18 protein-coding genes are annotated in these 18,858 nt (G+C 60.5%); 13 read left to right on the top strand and 5 right to left on the bottom strand.

What is annotated here, in order from left to right; translation table 11 throughout:
* The first annotated feature begins 12 nt into the window (after positions 1-12).
* Genes AC0IXA_RS00575 through AC0IXA_RS00565 form a run of 3 tightly spaced genes read left to right on the top strand, consistent with a single transcriptional unit; the run spans position 13 to position 4,024 of the window.
* Complete coding sequence (locus AC0IXA_RS00575; RefSeq protein WP_471811109.1) at positions 13-1,431, top strand: oligosaccharide flippase family protein; 1,419 nt, start codon at positions 13-15, stop codon at positions 1,429-1,431.
* Between the two features lie 31 nt (positions 1,432-1,462).
* Positions 1,463-2,518 (top strand): UDP-glucose 4-epimerase GalE, encoded by a 1,056-nt coding sequence (galE, locus tag AC0IXA_RS00570; protein WP_471811107.1) that lies wholly within the window; start codon positions 1,463-1,465, stop codon positions 2,516-2,518.
* Between the two features lie 30 nt (positions 2,519-2,548).
* Positions 2,549-4,024, top strand: coding sequence for a family 16 glycosylhydrolase (locus tag AC0IXA_RS00565; protein ID WP_471811105.1), 1,476 nt, complete (start codon positions 2,549-2,551; stop codon positions 4,022-4,024).
* 8 nt (positions 4,025-4,032) lie between these two features.
* Here AC0IXA_RS00565 and AC0IXA_RS00560 read toward each other — a convergent pair whose 3' ends face one another.
* The 4 genes from AC0IXA_RS00560 to AC0IXA_RS00545 are packed head-to-tail and all read right to left on the bottom strand — an operon-like array spanning position 4,033 to position 9,309.
* Positions 4,033-5,793: an ABC transporter ATP-binding protein gene (locus AC0IXA_RS00560; protein ID WP_471811103.1), complete on the bottom strand. Its 1,761-nt coding sequence runs from the start codon at positions 5,791-5,793 to the stop codon at positions 4,033-4,035.
* Entirely contained in the window at positions 5,790-6,983 is a 1,194-nt protein-coding gene (locus tag AC0IXA_RS00555; protein ID WP_471811101.1) for a glycoside hydrolase family 1 protein, read from the bottom strand. The genes AC0IXA_RS00560 and AC0IXA_RS00555 overlap by 4 nt, the downstream gene beginning before the upstream one ends.
* The gene (gene glf, locus AC0IXA_RS00550) at positions 6,980-8,152 is read right to left on the bottom strand and encodes a UDP-galactopyranose mutase (protein WP_471811099.1); all 1,173 of its coding nucleotides are present in this window, start codon (positions 8,150-8,152) and stop codon (positions 6,980-6,982) included. Before glf ends, AC0IXA_RS00555 begins: the two co-directional genes overlap by 4 nt.
* Entirely contained in the window at positions 8,140-9,309 is a 1,170-nt protein-coding gene (locus AC0IXA_RS00545; protein WP_471811097.1) for a glycosyltransferase family 1 protein, read from the bottom strand. Before AC0IXA_RS00545 ends, glf begins: the two co-directional genes overlap by 13 nt.
* 317 nt (positions 9,310-9,626) lie before the next feature.
* Between AC0IXA_RS00545 and galE (AC0IXA_RS00540) the strand changes: the two genes are divergently transcribed.
* Positions 9,627-10,652 (top strand): UDP-glucose 4-epimerase GalE, encoded by a 1,026-nt coding sequence (gene galE / locus AC0IXA_RS00540; RefSeq protein WP_471811609.1) that lies wholly within the window; start codon positions 9,627-9,629, stop codon positions 10,650-10,652.
* Positions 10,653-10,665: 13 nt separating this feature from the next.
* Here the strand turns inward: galE (AC0IXA_RS00540) and AC0IXA_RS00535 are convergent, their stop codons facing one another.
* Positions 10,666-10,980, bottom strand: coding sequence for a hypothetical protein (locus AC0IXA_RS00535; protein ID WP_016774554.1), 315 nt, complete (start codon positions 10,978-10,980; stop codon positions 10,666-10,668).
* 320 nt (positions 10,981-11,300) lie between these two features.
* On the opposite strand from AC0IXA_RS00535, the gene cyoA reads away from it, so the two are divergent.
* Genes cyoA through AC0IXA_RS00490 form a run of 9 tightly spaced genes read left to right on the top strand, consistent with a single transcriptional unit; the run spans position 11,301 to position 18,617 of the window.
* Positions 11,301-12,230, top strand: coding sequence for a ubiquinol oxidase subunit II (gene cyoA / locus AC0IXA_RS00530; RefSeq protein ID WP_110646534.1), 930 nt, complete (start codon positions 11,301-11,303; stop codon positions 12,228-12,230).
* 3 nt (positions 12,231-12,233) lie between these two features.
* Positions 12,234-14,207, top strand: a complete 1,974-nt coding sequence (gene cyoB, locus AC0IXA_RS00525) for a cytochrome o ubiquinol oxidase subunit I (protein WP_039760284.1) — start codon at positions 12,234-12,236, stop codon at positions 14,205-14,207.
* A gap of 2 nt (positions 14,208-14,209) precedes the next feature.
* Entirely contained in the window at positions 14,210-14,824 is a 615-nt protein-coding gene (locus AC0IXA_RS00520; protein ID WP_024012803.1) for a cytochrome o ubiquinol oxidase subunit III, read from the top strand.
* Position 14,825: 1 nt separating this feature from the next.
* Positions 14,826-15,164, top strand: a complete 339-nt coding sequence (gene cyoD, locus AC0IXA_RS00515) for a cytochrome o ubiquinol oxidase subunit IV (RefSeq protein WP_016774550.1) — start codon at positions 14,826-14,828, stop codon at positions 15,162-15,164.
* Positions 15,122-16,147 carry a heme o synthase gene (cyoE, locus tag AC0IXA_RS00510; RefSeq protein WP_471811093.1) on the top strand — a complete coding sequence of 342 codons (1,026 nt, stop codon included), beginning with the start codon at positions 15,122-15,124 and terminating at the stop codon, positions 16,145-16,147. Before cyoD ends, cyoE begins: the two co-directional genes overlap by 43 nt.
* Positions 16,140-16,400 carry a metallothionein gene (locus AC0IXA_RS00505; RefSeq protein ID WP_166554697.1) on the top strand — a complete coding sequence of 87 codons (261 nt, stop codon included), beginning with the start codon at positions 16,140-16,142 and terminating at the stop codon, positions 16,398-16,400. The genes cyoE and AC0IXA_RS00505 overlap by 8 nt, the downstream gene beginning before the upstream one ends.
* A gap of 56 nt (positions 16,401-16,456) precedes the next feature.
* Positions 16,457-16,699, top strand: coding sequence for a DUF2934 domain-containing protein (locus AC0IXA_RS00500; RefSeq protein WP_136493453.1), 243 nt, complete (start codon positions 16,457-16,459; stop codon positions 16,697-16,699).
* Positions 16,700-16,739: 40 nt separating this feature from the next.
* The gene (locus AC0IXA_RS00495; protein ID WP_471811090.1) at positions 16,740-17,915 is read left to right on the top strand and encodes an MFS transporter; all 1,176 of its coding nucleotides are present in this window, start codon (positions 16,740-16,742) and stop codon (positions 17,913-17,915) included.
* A gap of 27 nt (positions 17,916-17,942) precedes the next feature.
* Positions 17,943-18,617, top strand: a complete 675-nt coding sequence (locus AC0IXA_RS00490; protein WP_122507221.1) for a polysaccharide lyase family 7 protein — start codon at positions 17,943-17,945, stop codon at positions 18,615-18,617.
* Positions 18,618-18,858: the final 241 nt, after the last annotated feature.

Raw genomic sequence — 18,858 nt, 5'->3', positions numbered from 1 at the left:
GGGGATCGCGCCATGGCCAACCGCCGCCTAATGACCCTCGTATGGATTTTCACCGAGAAGTTCGGCCTGATTTTCCTGTCGATGATTACCTTTGTCGTCTACGCACATCTGCTGACGCCGACGGAGCTGGGCATCGGCACGCTGATCATCGCCGTGGTCGAAGTGGTCGGCATTCTGTTTTCGTCGATGCTGGAAGACCCGCTGGTGCGCCTGCAACGTGTCGAGGACAAACACATCAGCAGCGTATTCTGGTTTTCCGTGCTGGTCAGTCTGTTGTCGATTGCGTTGATTACGCTGGCGGTGGTGCTCTACACGCCTTCCACCGCGCTGCGCTGGATGACCGCCGTGGCCTCGGTGAAAATCCTTTTCACCCTGATGGCGCGGGTGTATGTGGCGCAGATGCGCCGCAGCGGCAATTTCAAGTTGCTGGCCTCGCGCACGTTGCTCGGCAAAGTTGCTGGCGGGGTCGGCGGCGTGGCCGTGGCGCTGTTGGGTTTCGGTCCGTGGGCGGTGGTCGCTCAGGCGTTGATCATGGACGGTATTTCCACGCTGGTGTTGATGCGCAGCGAACGTCGGCGCATTCCTTTTCTGATTGATCGCCAGGTGCTGGGCGAACTGCTGCGCGCCGGTCTCCCCGTTTGCGTCAACGTCATGAGTTCGCAAACCCTGCAACGCGGCGTCAACCTGATTCTCGGTCTCACCGCTGGCGCCCATGCGGTGGGCATGTTCAACCTGGCCATGCGCATCATCGACCTGCCGCGCTCGGCGATCTACAACGGCTTGATGAGTTACGCCTTGCCGGTGTTCGCCCGGCGCAGCGCTGAACCGTCGCGCCTGATCGGCGTGATAGGTGATTCCACGGCGATCAGCGGTTTCGTGCTGACACCGCTGTTCTTCGGCATCGCCCTGACCGCCGAAGACATCATCCTGCTGATCTTCGGCGCGAAATGGGCCGACGCGATTCCCTTGCTGCAAGTGCTCGCCTGCACGGCGGCGCTGGGCAATCTGGCGCTGTACGCGACCACCGCGCTGGTGGCGGTCAATCGCACGCACCTGACGCTCAAGGCCGAAGTCGCCACAACTCTGCTCGCGCTGGCGCTGGTCTATCTGCTTGGGTCGAGCTACGGCGGCGTGGCGGCGGCGCTGGCATTGCTGCTGCGTATGCTGCTGATCACGCCGTTGCAGGTACGCGGCCTGCGCACCGCCATCGGTTATGACTGGCGCAGCTTCTTCCAGTCCAGTTACCGCAGCCTGTCTGCCTCTGGCGTGATGGTCGTCGTGGTGCTGTGGCTGTCGCCGCAGACCGGCCTGCCCGGCTACGCGCACCTGGCCGGCGACATTGCCATCGGCGCGCTGACCTACGCTTTGGCCTACAGCCTGCTGCACCCGCGCTGGCCGCAAGAATTCAAGTTGGTGTTCACCGCCCGCTGAGCCGGATTTCCTCGCAATGGAGCACGTCGTCATGCGCAAAACCACGTTGATCACGGGCGGTGCCGGCTACATCGGTTCGCACACGGCATTGCAACTGATCGAGTCGGGCCGCTCGGTCCTGATCCTCGACAACCTGTGCAACAGCAGCCGCGAGGCCATCGTACGGCTGGAGTTGTTGAGTCATTCGCAGATCGATTTCATCGAGGGCGACATCCGCGACGCGGCGCTGCTGGAAGAGATTTTCAGCACCTACGCGATCGACTCGGTGTTGCATTTCGCCGGGCTCAAAGCGGTTGCGCAAAGCGTGCGCCGGCCGCTGGATTACTACGCCAACAATGTCGTCGGCACGCTGAACCTGTGTCAGGCGATGGCCCGCGCCCACGTGTTCAATCTGGTGTTCAGTTCCTCGGCGACGGTGTATGGCGAGCCTGCGGTAATGCCGATCAACGAAGACCACGGCACCGGCAAACCGGCCAATCCTTACGGGCGCTCGAAGTTGATGATCGAAGAACTGCTCAGCGACCTCGCGCTCGCCGATTCACGCTGGAACATTGCCGTGCTGCGCTACTTCAACCCGATCGGCGCGCACGATAGTGGGCTGATCGGCGAGGCGCCCAACGGTCGGCCGAACAATCTGCTGCCGTGCCTGACCGAGGTTGCCAGCGGCCAGCGCGCGGCGTTGACCGTTTATGGCAACGACTATCCAACGGTCGACGGCACCTGTATCCGCGATTACATCCATGTGCTGGATCTGGCCGAAGGTCATCTCAAGGCACTGCAGGTTTTGCAAGGCACTGAGCATGGCCTGCAAGTATGGAACCTCGGCACTGGCACCGGCTACAGCGTGTTGCAGATCATCAGCGCCTTCGAAGATGTCAGCGGCCTGCGCATTCCCTACCGCTTCGCCCCGCGCCGCGCCGGTGATATCGCCGAGTGCCGCGCCGACGCGAGCAAGGCCGGGCGCGAATTGGGCTGGTGCGCGCAACGCGAACTGACGCAAATGCTCGTCGACAGCTGGCGCTGGCAGACCAACAACCCATGGGGCTACCGCCCGCAACCGGCGCTGCTGCTGGCGGTGGGCACTTGAACCGGGGCAAATCCACGTTAGGGACGACTCATGAACAGATCACGTTGCTTGCTGTTTGTCTTGCTGCTGAGCGCTGGCGTCAGCGCCAATATTCCAGGACCGGTCACGAATGGACTGGTGTTGTGGCTGGACGGCAATGATCCGGCCTCGATGACACTGGAGGGGCAAAACCAGGTCGTGCGCTGGCTGGATAAATCCGGCAAGGGCAATGACGTGGTCGTCGACAATCGCGCGGCGACGACTTTGCCCACGCGCGTCGACAACGCCCTCAACGGCCACGGTGTGGTGCGCTTCAGCGGCACGGCGGCATTCATGGGCCAGGCGATTCGCACGAGCAAAGGCCCGGTGACGGTGTTCGTCGTCTCGCGGCGCTTGCCCGAGCAGGCCGGCGGCAAGGCCTGGCAGCGCCTGTTCAGCTCGCGACCGCAACTGGCGGATAACGATAACGTCGCGCCGAATTTCGGCATCAGCGTGCAGCAGACCACCGCGTACGAGCCGGCGCTGGCGTTGCTGGAAACCACTGACGTGCCGATCGGCCCGTTCGCGGTGGCGCGCAATGTGGTGGGCACCTCGGAAATCCTCCGCGGTGACATCGCCGAAGTACTGGTTTATGACCGCCCATTCAGCAGCCAGGAAAAACGCCGCAATGTGTTTGAGTATCTGGCGCAAAAGTGGGCGGTCGCCATTCCGCAACAGGTGGATGCGTGGACTCGCGTCGGCCCATTAGGCCCGACCCCGACGCACGTTACGCCCGACCTGCCGTTATCGGACCAGGCCAATGCCGGCGGTTGGAAACGCGATACGCGGCTGTCCGACGAATTCAACGGCAGCGCGCTCGATGCCGAACGCTGGCACGTCAACAACGCCACCGGCACCGATTCCCTCGGGCGCAAACCGGCGCTGTTTTTGCCGGAGAACGCCAAGCTCGGCAACGGCAATCTGAACATCACTTTCCGCAAACAGACCCTCCCGGAGAAATACGTCGCCCTGGGCTACAAGGATTACAGCTCGGCGATGGTCCGAACCAACGAACGGGGGATGTACGGCTATTACGAAGCGCGTGCAAAACCGATGAATTCGGCCGGTTCCAGTGCATTCTGGCTGGCGTGGACCGGGCTGCCGGACAACGCCACGGAAATCGACATCTTCGAAATCGGCGGCAAGACCCGCAACGAAGCCTTTGATCGCCTGTACAACATGAACGCCCATGTCTGGGCCAGACCGCAGAATGATCAACACCTGAGTTCCGGCAGTACCTGGATCGCACCGTGGCGGCTGGCCAATACTTTTCATGTCTACGGCTTTGACTGGCAACCCGATACTTTGCGCTGGTACGTCGACGGCGTGCTGGTGCGAGAGGCGAAAAACAACTACTGGCACTTCCCGATGCAAATCGTCTTCGACAGCGAAGCGATGTGGGACTGGTTCGGCGTGGTCGACGATGCTGACCTGCCGTCGGTGTTTCGCATCGATTACGTCAGGGTCTGGACCCGCTCAGCGCAATAGCAGCGGGTTCAACGGTTGTGCACCATCGCCTGCATCTGCCACAGCGTGCGGAACCGCCCTTGGCTTTCGCGCAGTTCTTCGGGAGTGCCGTCCTGGACGATCTCGCCGTCCTCCAGCACCAGCACCCGATCGAAGTTGGCGATGGTCGAGAGGCGGTGGGCCACGGCGAGTACCGTGCGGCCGCGCATCAGGTTGCTCAATGCGCGCTGGATGATCGCTTCGGAATCGGAATCAAGTGCCGAGGTCGCCTCGTCGAGAATCAGGATCGGTGCGTCTTTCAAAAACGCCCGCGCCAGCCCCAGGCGCTGGCGTTGCCCGCCGGACAACGTCACTCCCCGTTCACCCACCAGGGTGTGATAACCCTGCGGCAACGCCTGGATGAATTCATCGCAAAACGCTTGGCGCGCCGCCTCGATGATCTGCTGCTCGGTGGCGTATGGCTGGCCGTAGCCGATGTTTTCCAGAATGCTGCGATTGAACAGCGCCGGTTCCTGCGGCACCACAGCGATCTGCCGGCGCAGGCTGTCCTGGCTGACCGAGCGGATGTCGCGGTCGTCGATCAGGATCACCCCGCTGCGCACGTCATCCAGGCGTTGCAGCAAACCGAGCAAGGTCGATTTTCCCGAGCCCGAGGTGCCGGCAATGCCGACGCTTTGCCCGGCCGGAATATCGAGAAAGAAATGCTCTAAGACCTTGCGCCCACCCGGGTAGGCGTAACTGACGTCGAGCATTTTGATGTGCCCGCGCGTCGGCGCCAGTTCCTCCAAGGCGTCGCTGAGCTCGTGGGGTTGGGCGACGATGCCCAGGGTTTCGCTGATGACGCCCATCTGCTGGCTGGTTTCCACCAGTGCCAGCGCCAGTTCGCGCGAACCGTGCAGGATGCGGAAGGTCAACGCGCTGACCATCACCACATCCCCCGCCGTCACCTGTCCCGCTCGCCAGAGCAGAATCGCCCAGCCGAGCATGCCGCCGGCCATAACGGTCAGGCAGATGTCGTGCAGTACCCGGGCTTTTTCCATGTACATCCAGCTGCTGCGGTGCGAATCGGCCTCGATGCCGATCTCGCGCTCCAGGCGCAAGCGCTCGCGTTCCCGCCCGGAAAAAGCCTTGATCGTCCATACGTTGGAAACCAGATCGACAATCTCGCCACCGACCCGCGCCGACTGCGAAGCGAAAGCGATGTGCCGGCTGCGGCCGCGCACGCCGAATATGGTAATCAGCGCGGCGACGACTATCACGCAACCGACCAATGCCAGCGCCATCGCACCGTGCACCGCCAACAGCAAGGCCACGGCACCGATGAAATCCACGCATGGCGGCACGATACGCCAGGTCAGCCCGCCATACACTTTGTCGGCAGCGGCACCGATCGCCGAGACGCGATTGGCCAGCGAACCGGAGAAATGCCGCCGGAAATAACGCATCGGGTGGCCGGTCAGATGATGGAACAGGTCGACGCGCAGATCCGCACAACTGCCGACGATGGTGTGGCAACCGACCCAACCGCCGAGGCGCCACAGCAGGTTTTCCATCACGATCAACGCCATGAACAGGCCGAACGCGTGCCAGACCTGTTCCGCCGCCGACCCGGCGGCCATGGCATCGACCAGCAGTTTCATGCCGTATTGAACCACCACCGCACAGCAAGCCGCGCCGATCACCAGTGCGACCATGGCGACGAAGTGCGCCGGGCGAATTCTTATGTAGCGCCATAGAAACGCGGCGGCTGACGCCGGCAACGGTTCATCCCGCATGCGCTGGAAGTTCATCTCGCCCGCCCCTCGATTTGCCCGCCATTGACCCTGCACAAACACGCGGCAACCCGCTCGGGCACCTGCGCCAGCTCGACATGCAGCGGGTGAAACGCTGCGCGCTCGCCTTCGCCATCGGGGTAGCCAAACACCCCGGTCGGGCAATAGCGGCCATCATCCCAACCGGGATAATCGAGAAACGGGTACCAGCAAATACCCTGCACCGGCACGCCGCGTTCAAGCGCCAGCAGTGTCTGCTCGACGATGTACGCCAGCCACGGCAGGCGTTCATCATCTTCGGCACCGGTTTCGGCGATCAGCACTGGCCGTTGATAACGCTGGTGCAGTTCCTTGAGCATGCCCGACAACGGCCGGAAGTCGCGCTCGCCGCGAAGGATCCGCCGGCCGTGGAAATACCACTGGTTATGCGCATAGAAATTGGCGCCGACGATATCCAGGTAATGCTCCTGCCCGCCCAGACCCGGCCATTCACGGCCGGTGAGCAGATCCCACGCCTGGAATTGCGACAATCGATAGGCTTCCGCCGCTTCGATATCGTCGCTGCGCCTGGAGCCAGCGATTACATGGATCAACGGGTCGCACTGGACGAATCGCGCATTCGGCGCCTGCTCGCGAATCGCTTCGATCGCAGCAATGCTCGCCCGCACCAGTTGATGTTTGAGTTCCTGCGCGCGCCCGCGTGCGTTCGGATTGAAATACGCCACCTCGCCTCCCGCCCAACTCCAGAAGGAAATCTCGTTGATCGGCGAGTAGAACGGAACGCTCACGCCCTCGTCGGCCATCAGCTTCGCTGCAGCAGCGGCGAAGCGGGCGAAACGCTCGACAAATTCCGGGCGCCAGATATCCAGATCATCCGGGTAGCCGTAATGGCACAGATCCCAGACCACCTGCACTTGCTGCGCTTGTGCCGCTTTGAGCATCGGCAGAAAACTGCTCCAGTCATAGCGCCCGGGGCTGCGCTCGATCAGATGCCAGCGCAAGCCGTCGCGGGCGCAACGAATGCTCAACACGTTTAGTCGCTGGTAGTCCTTGGCGGCCCAGCGCGCATGCCCGGTGTCGGCTAGCAGATCCAGGCGCCGACCGTCCTGGCGGCGCTGGCTGGAACATTCGAAACCGGCCATGACGAAGCTGCTGAAGATCGAAGACGCATCTGCGTCGGGCTCATCGCCTTTCGGCTGCGCGGTCATGAAGCATCGATCTCAGTTTCAGCCGTGGTTTCTGCCTGCGCCGCCTGAATATCCCGATACAAGGCCAGCGCCTGGCCCACCACCTGATCCATGTTGTAGTACTTGTAGGTACCCAGTCGGCCGAGGAACGTCACGTTCGGCGTCTGCTCGGCGAGCGCTCGATAGCATTTGTACAGCTCGGCATTTTCTGCGCGCGGCACCGGGTAATACGGGTCGCCATCGTCACAGGGAAACTCGTAGGTGATGCTCGTGCTCGGGTGCGTTTGCCCCGTCAGGTGTTTGTATTCAGTGATGCGCGTATACGGCACATCCGGGTGCGGATAATTCACTACCGCCACTGGCTGATAGTGTTCCTGCTCGAGGGTCTGGTGTTCGAAGCGCAAGGACCGATACGGCAAACGGCCCAACTGGAAATCGAAGTATTCGTCGATCGGGCCGCAGTAGATCAGATGCGCGTACTTCACCTCGTCGCGCACCGCCTTGAAATCGGTACTGAGCAACAGATCGATGTTCGGGTGATCGAGCATGCGTTCGAACATTTGCGTGTAGCCGCCCGAGGGCATGATCTGGAAGGTGTCACCGAAATAGCGGTCGTCTTCGCTGGTCCGCGTCGGAATGCGCGAAGTCACCGATTTATCCAGTGCCGAGGGATCCAGCCCCCACTGCTTGCGCGTGTAGCCGCGAAAGAATTTTTCGTAGAGCTCACGGCCGATCTGATTGACCACGACGTCTTCGGACGTGCGAATGGTCGCCACCGGTTCGGCGCGTTCGGCGAGAAACACTTCGGCTTCTTCGGAGGACATCGACAGGCCATAGAGCGAATTCAGCGTGGTCAGATTGATTGGAATCGGCACCAGTTGGCCGTCGACCTGGGCGAGAACTCGATGCTCGTAGGGTCGCCATTCGGTGAAGCGCGACAGGTAGTCGACAATGCGCTGGGCATTGGTGTGAAAGATGTGCGGACCATAGCGGTGCACCAGTACCCCGGCCTCATCGTAATGGTCGTAGGCATTGCCGGCGATATGCGGGCGCCGATCAATCAGCAACACCCGGCGCCCCAATCCTTGGGCCAGACGCTCGGCGATGACACTGCCGGCGAACCCGGCACCGACGATCAGGTAGTCGTAGGCTTGGCCGGACTTTGCGCTCTCAAGGCTTATCGTAGGCATTCGATCTGCTCCTGCATGAAGCGGCTGGTGTTGTCCCACGACATGCCGGCGATTGCGGCATCGGCGCGCTGCAGAAATTCGATGGTGCCTTTGAGTGGCAAAGCTTTTTCGATCGCCTCGACGAAGGCCTCGGCAGTGTCGGCGATGAACACCGCGCCGCTCTCGCCGTAGCCGCTGATCACATCGTGAATCGGCGTCGACACCACTGGGCAACCGCCAGCGAGGTATTCGGGAGTCTTGGTCGGGCTGATGTAACGCGTGGAGGCGTTGAGGGCGAACGGCATCAGTGCCACGTCCCAGCCAGCGAGGTAGTCCGGCAGCTCGGCATATTGCTTGCCGCCCAGATAATGAATGTTCGGCCGTTGCGACAGCGTCTGCGGATCGATCTTCACCACCGGACCGATCAGCACGATCTGCCAGTCGGGACGCATCGCCGCCACGCGGTCAATCAATTCGATATCGAAGCGTTCATCGATCACGCCGAAAAAGCCCAGGCGTGGCCGCGCTATGGATGCTTGATCGGGCGGTTCCGGCAGTACCTGCCGCGCCGCCGCGAAATGCGCGATGTCGACGCTGCTCGGTACCGGATAGGCATTACCGTGCTGGCGCTGCTTGACCTCCCACAGACTGAAGCCGCCGGTAAACACCACGTCAGCCCGGGCGAGCAGTTGCTGCTCCATGTCGATCAAGCGCGCCGGTGCGCCCATGAACGCCGACAGTTCATCCATGCAGTCATAGACGGTAACCCGAGCGTCGAGGTGCTCGGTAAACAGCAGGCTCATCGGCGTGAAATACCACAGCAAAAGATCGCCCTGAACGCGTCCGGCGAGGCGCTCATCGAGCAATTGCCTCTGCGCCTGCTCGATCGCCTCGCCACTCATGCCGATCGGCAATTGCGGCACCGCCACTTCTATTCCCGCCGCCGGATTCGAAAGCTCGAGTCTGGGCGTGGCGTCTTCGACAAATACCGGCTCTTCGAAAAACACCACGTCGTAGTGTTTGGCCAATCGCGACATGACGTGCTGCGGCCGTTGATAAACAAATCCCCAGCGCAGATGCGACAGGCACACCAACGTGGGTCGCACCTGAAGGGATGCTTCGACAGCATTTTGCGCGCTCGCCAGTGCAAGCGCCTCGGGTTGTTCTGCCAGGTTCATAGCCAGATCCTCATCAAAAAACAAGACGACTCAGTGCCGAGCCACCGGGCCGTCACACTTGTCGACACTGCAAGTGCAGGGCATTTCTCGATGAGGCCGTAAGGCTCTTGAAGGTTGGAATCACGGCGTTCACACGACGTTCAGCCCAACCTTGAACACAGCCGATGAACTGCACATACCGGCTGGCAAACAAGGTTGAACTTGCCGATCAATCCAGCCCCTACCGTCCAGAACAACCATGGTTTTCGCCGCCGCACAGGCGCATCGAAACCATCTACGAAGCCATCGCCGATGGCGTCACTTGTGAGGGCGGGCGCATGATCTTGATTACGGGTGGTGCGGGATACATTGGTGCGCATGTCGCACTGCAATGGCTGGGCAACGGCGAGGATGTGGTGATCCTCGATAATTTGTGCAACAGCCAGCGCGCGGCGATCGCGCGCATCAGTACGCTGGCCGGAAAACGACCGGAGTTCATTCAGGGTGATGTGCGCAATCGACGACTGCTCGACAATCTTCTGCACGATTACCCGATCGATGCCGTGGTGCATTGCGCCGGGTTGAAAGCGGTCGGAGAAAGCGTGCGTGAACCTCTGCGCTATTTCGACACCAATGTCGGCGGCAGCCTGACGCTGTGCCAAGCCATGGCCCAGGCCGGAGTTTTCCATCTGGTGTTCAGTTCATCGGCCACTGTTTATGGCGACTGCGCCACCCTGCCAATTAACGAAAACTGCGCCACTGGCCAGCCGACCAATCCTTACGGCATGTCGAAACTGATGTCGGAAAACATCATGAAGAGTGTCGCCAGTTCCGACCCGCGCTGGTCGATCGGCCTGCTGCGCTATTTCAATCCGATTGGTGCGCACCCTTCCGGCCTGCTCGGCGAGGCACCCACCAGCACGCCCAACAACCTGCTGCCCTATCTGCTGGAAGTTGCCAGTGGCCAGCGCGCGCAGCTGTCAGTGTTCGGCAACGATTACCCGACCCCGGACGGCACCGGCATTCGCGATTATCTGCACGTCGTCGACCTTGCACTCGGGCACGTCTGCGCGCTCGACGCCTTGCGCGATCGCCATGGTGTGAGCATCTGGAACCTCGGTACCGGGCGCGGCTATTCGGTGCTGGAGGTGATCAGCGCCTTCGAACAGGTCACCGGCATCAAGATCCCGTTGCGTATTGAAGCGCGGCGCCCCGGCGACATTGCGCGCTGCTGGGCGGACCCGCAAAAAGCCCTCGAAGAACTGGGCTGGCAGGCGAGCCGCTCACTGCACAGCATGCTCGCCGATGCCTGGCGCTGGCAGTGCAATCAACTCGGCCAGGTTGACGTTCGCCAGGCCAATTGAAAGCTGCGCACGGTCACTCATTCTCGTGGCCGTGCGCATCGGCACAGGACAATCGTCCGGACTCGCCGCCGGCGATTCGTTCTGCCTGATCGATGCCACGTTTGAGCGCATCCTCGACTTCCCATTCTACGCCGGGCAATTTCCTGATGCGCTCGTAGGCGCACTCGCCGGTTGCGGTGTAAACGCTGATGAACATTTCGACGTCGCCATCATCGGCTTCCCGTGCCCGTACCTCGATATGACAGCCGTTTTCAACCTCTTCGGTATGGCACTTTTCCGCCTTTTCCGTCGCCTTCCATTTGTTGTAGGTTTCGCCGCGTTTGAACATGTCGTACTCCTGAACTCAACTCGCTCACGTCAAAGATCTTTCCTTTGGCGGAATAATTCCACGGATTGCCAAGAGGCATTTTCAGCATAGCGCGTTGATTCGCGTCCGCCGTTTCGCTAGTTCAACCGTTCGTCAGCTTGCGTAACATTCTGTAAAACCAACGCCGGAATGCTCATTCAAAAAGTTCGAGGCCCGGGCGAGCTCAAGTACAACTCGTTATTCAGCCCAGTGTGATTAGCCGGTACAGAAACAGGGTTTTCTGTCCATGGCCAACTGTTGCCCGAAGAAAACAAGGATCGATATAAAGAACAGGAGCATGTATGAAGCGAACAATCAGCTATTGCCTGGTCTATCTCGCTACCAGCGTTCTGCTCGCCGGTTGCAATCTGGTGGTGTTCAACCCCAAGGGCGATGTTGCCCGAGATGAACGCGACCTGATCATTCTCGCCACGGGCCTGATGCTGTTGGTGGTGATCCCGGTCATCGTCATGACCTTCCTGTTCGCCTATCGCTACCGCGCGACCAACAAGAAGGCCCGTTATTCGCCACGTTGGGCCAGTTCGCACAAGATCGAGGCGGTGGTCTGGGGCGTGCCGTTCCTGATTATTTGCGTACTCGGCTGGGTGACCTGGGAAACCACCCATGCACTCGATCCCTATCGCCCGTTGGACTCCGACGTGCCGCACCTCAATGTGCAAGTGGTGGCAACGGACTGGAAATGGCTGTTCATTTACCCCGATCTGGGTATTGCCTCAGTCAATGAACTGGCGATACCGGTGAATACGCCGGTAAGTTTCACCGTCACTTCCGACGCGGCCATGACTTCATTCTTTATTCCGGCACTCGGTGGGCAGATATATGCCATGGCCGGCATGCAGACCAAGTTGCATTTGATCGCCAATGAAATCGGCCAGTATCGCGGGATTGCTGCGAACTATAACGGCCACGGTTTTTCCGACATGCACTTCAGCACCCTGGCACTCAGTGGCGCTGATTACGAGGCGTGGGTCAACAAAGTCAAAGCGGCGCCCGGGCAACTTGATCAAGCCAGTTATGCCGAGTTGGCCAAGCCTTCAGTGGCGCACAAGATCACTTATTACTCGGCTGTGCAGGAGCGACTGTTTCTCGACATCGTCGACAAATACGAAGGAATGAACAAAGCACCGCGCAAGAAGGAAACCCAGGTGCAACGCAACGGCGACGATGTGCGCGTCAATCAACAACCGAGTCTGCTGGCCGAGGAGCGTTAAATCATGTTCGGGAAACTTTCATGGGACGCGGTTCCATTGCACGAGCCGATTGTCATGTACACCCTGGCTATCGTCGGCCTGATGGGTTTTGCCCTGGTCGGTACCGTCACCTGGAAGCGCAAGTGGGGCTACCTGTGGCGCGAGTGGTTCACTTCGGTCGATCACAAGAAAATCGGCTGCATGTACATCATCGTCGCGTTGGTCATGCTGCTGCGCGGTTTCTCCGACGCGATCATGATGCGTACCCAACAGGCGATGGCATCCAGTGGCGGGCCGGGTTATCTGCCGCCGGAACACTACGACCAGATCTTCACCGCCCACGGCGTGATCATGATTTTCTTCATGGCGATGCCGTTCGTGGTCGGCCTGATGAACATCGTCGTGCCACTGCAGATCGGCGCCCGCGACGTCGCCTACCCGTTCCTCAACGCGCTGAGTTTCTGGCTGTTCGTGGTTGGCGCGGCGCTGGTGAATATTTCCCTGGGCGTCGGTGAATTTGCCCGCACCGGTTGGGTCGCCTACCCGCCCCTGTCCGAACTTGGCTACAGCCCCGGGGTCGGGGTGGATTACTACATCTGGTCATTACAGATATCCGGCATAGGGACGCTGTTAACCGGGGTTAACTTCTTCGTGACCATCCTGAAGATGCGCACCGAAGGCATGACCCTGTTCAAGATGCCAGTGTTCACCTGGAACGCACTGTGCACCTCGATCCTGATTCTCGCTGCGTTCCCGATCCTTACCGCCACCCTGCTGATGCTGACCCTCGATCGTTATCTGGGCATGCACTTCTTCACCAACGAGGCCGGCGGCAACCCGATGATGTACGTCAACCTCATCTGGGCGTGGGGCCATCCGGAGGTGTACATCCTGATCCTGCCGGCGTTCGGGATCTTCTCGGAGATCGCCGCGACCTTCAGCAGCAAACGCCTGTTCGGCTATGTCTCGCTGGTGTGGGCGACGATTGCGATCACGATTCTGTCGTTCATCGTCTGGCTGCACCACTTCTTCACCATGGGCGCGGGGGCCAACGTCAACGCGTTCTTCGGCATCATGACGATGATCATTGCAGTGCCGACCGGGGTGAAGATCTTCACCTGGCTGTTCACCATGTATCGCGGCCGCGTGCGCTTCGAAACGCCGATGCTGTGGACGCTGGGCTTTATCGTCACGTTCAGTATCGGCGGCATGACCGGCGTGCTGCTGGCGGTGCCCGGGGCCGACTTCCTGCTGCACAACAGCCTGTTCCTGATCGCGCACTTCCATAACGTGATCATTGGTGGCGCGGTGTTTGGCTACATGGCCGGGCTGACTTACTGGTTCCCGAAAGCCTTCGGTTTCCGCCTCAACGACCGCCTCGGGCGCATCGCGTTCTGGTGCTGGCTGGTCGGTTTCTACTTCGCGTTCATGCCGTCTTACGTGCTCGGTTTCATGGGCATGACCCGACGCCTGAACCATTTCGACAACCCGGCCTGGCAACCGTGGCTGCTGCTGGAACTGTTTGGCGTCGGCATCATTCTTTGCGGCGTGTCCGCGCAGGCGTTGCAGCTCTACGTGAGCATCCGCAACCGCGCGAAACTGCGCGACCTCACCGGCGACCCGTGGGACGGCCGTACGCTGGAATGGGCCACGGCCTCGCCGCCACCGTTCTACAACTTCGCCGAGCAACCGAAAGTCAACGATCTCGACGCCTATTGGGGCATGAAGGAGCGCGGCGTCAGCACCCTCAGTCACACCGACTACCGCGCCATCCATATGCCGCGCAACACCTCCGCCGGCCTGGTGATCAGCGTCTTCGCGCTGATCTGCAGCTTCGCCCTGGTGTGGCATATCTGGTGGCTGGCGATCTTCGGCCTGGTCGCTTCGGTGGTGGCGATGATCGTGCGCAGCTATGACGAAGACATCGACTATTTCGTCCCGGCGCAGGAAGTGGCGCGGATTGAAAAAGCGCGTCTCAAAGACTTGGCGGAGGCTTGAACATGTCCAATATCGTTCTGGATAAAGACATCGCGCACAGCCATGAACATGGCCATGAAGACGCGGGCTCGATGCGCATTTTCGGTTTCTGGATCTACCTGATGACCGACTGCATCCTGTTTGCGACGCTGTTCGCAGGCTATGCGGTCCTGCGTGACAGCGTGGCTGGCGGCCCCTCGACAGTCGACATTTTCGAACTGCCCTACGTCCTTGCCGAAACCGCGTTGCTGCTGCTCAGCAGCATCACTTACGGCTACGCGATGCTGGCGATGAACCGCAATGACAAATCCCACGTGCTGCGCTGGCTTGGCGTCACCTTCGTGCTGGGTTGCGGCTTCATCGCCATGGAAATCAACGAATTCCATCATCTGATCGCAGAAGGCTACGGGCCGGATCGCAGCGGATTCCTGACCGCGTTCTTCACCCTCGTCGGCACCCACGGCGCGCACGTGCTCAGTGGTCTGGTGTGGATGGCGGTGTTGATGCTGCAAGTAAGCAGCCGGGGCCTGACCAACACCAATACGACACGCTTGAGTTGCCTGAGTCTGTTCTGGCACTTCCTCGATGTGGTGTGGATCTGCGTATTTACCGTGGTTTATCTGCTGGGGGTGGTGTGACATGTATAACCAGAGCCCGATTCATAGCAGTGCCGGCACCAGCCATGGCACCAGTCGTTCATACATGGTCGGTTTCATCATTTCGGTGATTCTGACGGTGATTCCCTTTGGCCTGGTCATGTACCCGACGCTGCCACGTAGCGTCACCGCTTGGGTGGTGGTCGCGCTCGGTGTGGTGCAGGTCTTCGCCCACCTCAAATATTTCCTGCATCTGGACACCGCCAAGGAGCAGCGCTGGAACCTCAGAGCGCTGATCTTCTCGGTGGTGATCATTCTTCTGCTGGTGGGGCTTTCGCTATGGATCATGGACAGCATTCACCACAACATGCTGGCGCACTGAAGCAATGGCGGCTGTCGCTGAATGTCGGGCTGGAATTGACCAAGCCCGGCATCATCGTCGGCAATCTGGCTTCGGTGTTCGGCGGTTATCTGCTTGCCGCCGGTGGCCGCCCGGTGTCCCTGGCGCATTTCTTGGCCGCCCTGCTCGGCACCGCGCTGGTCATCGCTTGCGGTTGCGTGATCAATAACTGCGTCGACCGCGATATCGATCGGCGCATGGTGCGCACCTGTCATCGGGCGCTGGCCGTTCGCGCTGTGTCGTTGCCCAGTGCGTTTTGCTACGCGACGGTGCTGGGTGTGATCGGCTTCGGTTTGCTGTGGGTCGGCACCACAGCATTGGCCTGCGCCATGGCGGCAGTCGGTCTGATCGTTTATGCGGGCGTTTATACCTGCCTGATGAAACGCCGTTCGCACTGGGGCACGCTGGTCGGCAGCCTGTCCGGGGCCATGCCGCCGGTGGTCGGTTATTGCGCCGTGACCGGCAGCTTCGATGCCACGGCGCTGATGCTCATCGTGGTGTTTTGCTGCTGGCAGATGCCCCACTCCCACGCGATCACCGTCATGCGCCATGAAGACTTTCGTGCCGCCGGATTGCCAACCTTGACGCTCAGACAGGCACGACGCGAGATCAACCTGTACATGGTCGCGTTCCTGATCAGCGCGGCGATATTGGGCTGGGTTGCGGCTATCAATGTTTCTTATCCGCTGGTGGTACTTGGCCTGGGCGGCCACTGGTTTTATCTGACGTTGCGACCGGTGCGAACCACCAATGCGAAAGTCTGGGCGCGGCGCATTTTCAGCGTATCGATCCTGCTGATCCTGGCGCTGAATCTTTCCCTCGCGTTGAACGCCGTACTGCCCTCGCCCTCTGCGCTCTACCACTCATCGGGCGTGGGGGAAAATCATCAAACGCAGGTGCGGGGCGGGTTATCAGAATCGGTAACGACTGGCCTGACAGACCACCTGGAGGAAACCCATGGCTAACGATCCTTCAACAATTGATTGCGCCTGCCCGGGCTGCACCTGCAAATGCAGCGGCGAGCAAACCTTCGAGCGTGACGGCAAGCAGTTTTGCAGTCAGGCCTGCGCGGATCTTCACCCGAAGGGCCAACCGTGCCCGTCCTCGGCCTGCCATTGCGAGCAGAACCTTGGGGCCGATGAGCGCAATGTCAGTGACTCGAAACTGGATCAGGCAGTCGAGGAAACCTTTCCCGCCAGCGATCCGATTTCCCCGTGATCCGCCAAGGGTGCTCGCCTTCGAGGCACTTTTTTATATCAGCAGGAGACAACGAAATGGACGAGGAAACCATCCGCAAGATCGCCTACAGGCTTTGGGAGGAACAAGGTCGGCCGCACGGAAGTGATTTCGAGCACTGGTTGCAGGCGCGCGCAGAACTGGATGCGTTCGATTCCGATGGCTTGCCAGGTTCGGTCGCCAGCAGCGTAGCGCCGCCGGCACCACGGAAAAAGGCCAAGCCTGGGACCGTTGCTCCCGCGACCAGAACCCGCAAAAAAACCACGTCTGCTGCTAAATGACCGATCTTCAAAGGCGCGCGCTTGCGGGAGGAATGGGCTCGTGAAGCGCGGCATCAATCTGGTGCTGGCGGCCTTCGCGTTGACGGCGTTGTCCTACGGTCTGGCACGCTTCGCCTATGGCCTGCTGCTGCCGCAGATTCGTCAGGATCTGGCACTGAGCGTTTCCGCCGCTGGATGGATCGGCGGCAGTGCATTTGCGGCGTATTGCGTGGGCATCGTCGCGACGTTTGTGTGCAACGGCAAAGTGAGTCCGCGTAGGTTGACGGTGATGGCCGGCGCCGCTGCGACACTGGGCATGGGACTGGTGGTTGTCGCTTCGTCGGGGCTGACGTTGGGCTGCGGCGTGGCGCTGGCGGGATTGAGCACGGGTCTGACTTCGCCGCCATTGGCCAGTGCGGTGGCAGCGCGTCTTGATGATGCGGATCGCCCGCGAGCCAATGGTTTTATCAATGCCGGGACAGCGGCGGGCATCGTTTTTTCCGGTTTGGCGGCGATATTGGCGGCCGGGCAATGGCGCCAGCTGTATGCCCTGTTTGCCTTGATCGGCATCGGCGTCACGATCTGGCTCTGGTTTGCGGTACCGCGCCGGGTCGAGCGTGACGTTGCGCAGAACTTCTCGCTGGCAATGCTGCGTCGACCCGGCGTACTGCCTTTGTGCGCCAGTGCTTTCCTGATGGGGTTGGCGAGCACGGCGATCTGGACATTCGGTGCCGATATCCTGCGCAGCGAGGCTGGATTCTCAGATCAGTCGATAGCATGGGCGTGGATAGTCCTGGGTGCGGCGGGAATCAGCGGATGCATGACGGGCGTGTTCACCGGCCGATTCGGTGTCGTGCGTATTCAGCATCTGGCACTGGCAGGGATCGCCCTCGGGACATTGGGCCTGTCGGCCGCCTCGATATCAGCCGGGTCTGGCCTCATCGCAATGTGCCTGTTTGGCGCGGCCTATATCGTTTCCTCGGGCGTTTATCTGCTGCAAGGCATCCGCCTGTTTCCGGATCGTCCGGACTTGGGATTGGGCATACCGTTTCTGCTCCTGGCACTCGGCCAAACCGCCGGCACGCCGATTTTCGGTGCAGTGCTGGAGGCAACGGGCGTGATCTTTGCCCTTTGTGTTTTCGCGGCGGCCGCTTGCGCCGCCATGGTGCTGTGCCCAAGAGATGGTGAAAGTCCGCGCGGACAGATGTGCCAATCCACCGAAGGCTTGGGTCGCTAATGATTTTTATCGTCAGGAGTACAAACCATGGCCGTAAACATCAGCAATCTCACCCTCTCCACTCCGGTCCCCGTTTCGGCAACCAATCCGGTCGCACTTGAGCTCAACGGCGCCGAGGCCATTGCGCAGTTCCCCAGCATCGTCACGGTGCTGCCGGATGGATCGCTGCAACTGTCCGCGCCAACCAAAGGCGCCTCGAGCAAGAGCACTCACCGCACCCGCTGCGAATGGAAAGAATCCTTTTATTGGTCGCTGGGCAGCGCCGCTGACCACCTCAACTATCAGGAGATGACCGTGACCAAGGTCAACTCTGCGCAGAAAGTGGTTATCTCGCAGATGCATGTGAAAAACGACGACGGCCCGGTCATCAAAGTGTTCTGGCAGAAAGGCAACATCACCATGGGCTTCCGCCAGAGCTTCAACCAGCCCACCCCGGTCAACACCACGGTGCTCAAGGGCGTGCCGCTGGGGGCGAAGTTCAAGATCACCATTCGCGCCAATTCAGCCGGCGTGGCTCGAGTCACCGTTGACTACAACGGCGTTGTCGGTACATCAGGTGATTTGCAGCTCGACTCAACGTGGAATTCGCAGGTGTTCAATTTCCACGGCGGCGTCTACAACCAGATCGACTACACCGACGCCACGCCGCCAGAGGATGGCTCGATCTGCATCATCAGTGACTTGTTGATTTCGCATACTTAGGCGCTGAAACGAGCAAGGGCCTGCGGCAGCTTTCGCTGGCAGGCCCTTGTCAGAGCTGAGCTCGATGTTGGGTTTTCAGCCTCCTCTTCGACTTCGAAATTGCCTGCGTCCTAACGTCGCAGCCTTCGGCTATTGGCAAATCCTGCGCAAGCCGTAGAATCCCGCGCGCTCTTGCAGAGGTCCAGTCTGGTCATAGACAGGCCTTTCCAGGACTGGCCATGCCTCATTGACGTACGGCCGA

The sequence above is a fragment of the Pseudomonas sp. AC083 genome (assembly GCF_979253165.1).
Note: the sequence above shows the minus strand (reverse complement) of the source record. Positions and strands in the feature narration are given on the sequence as shown.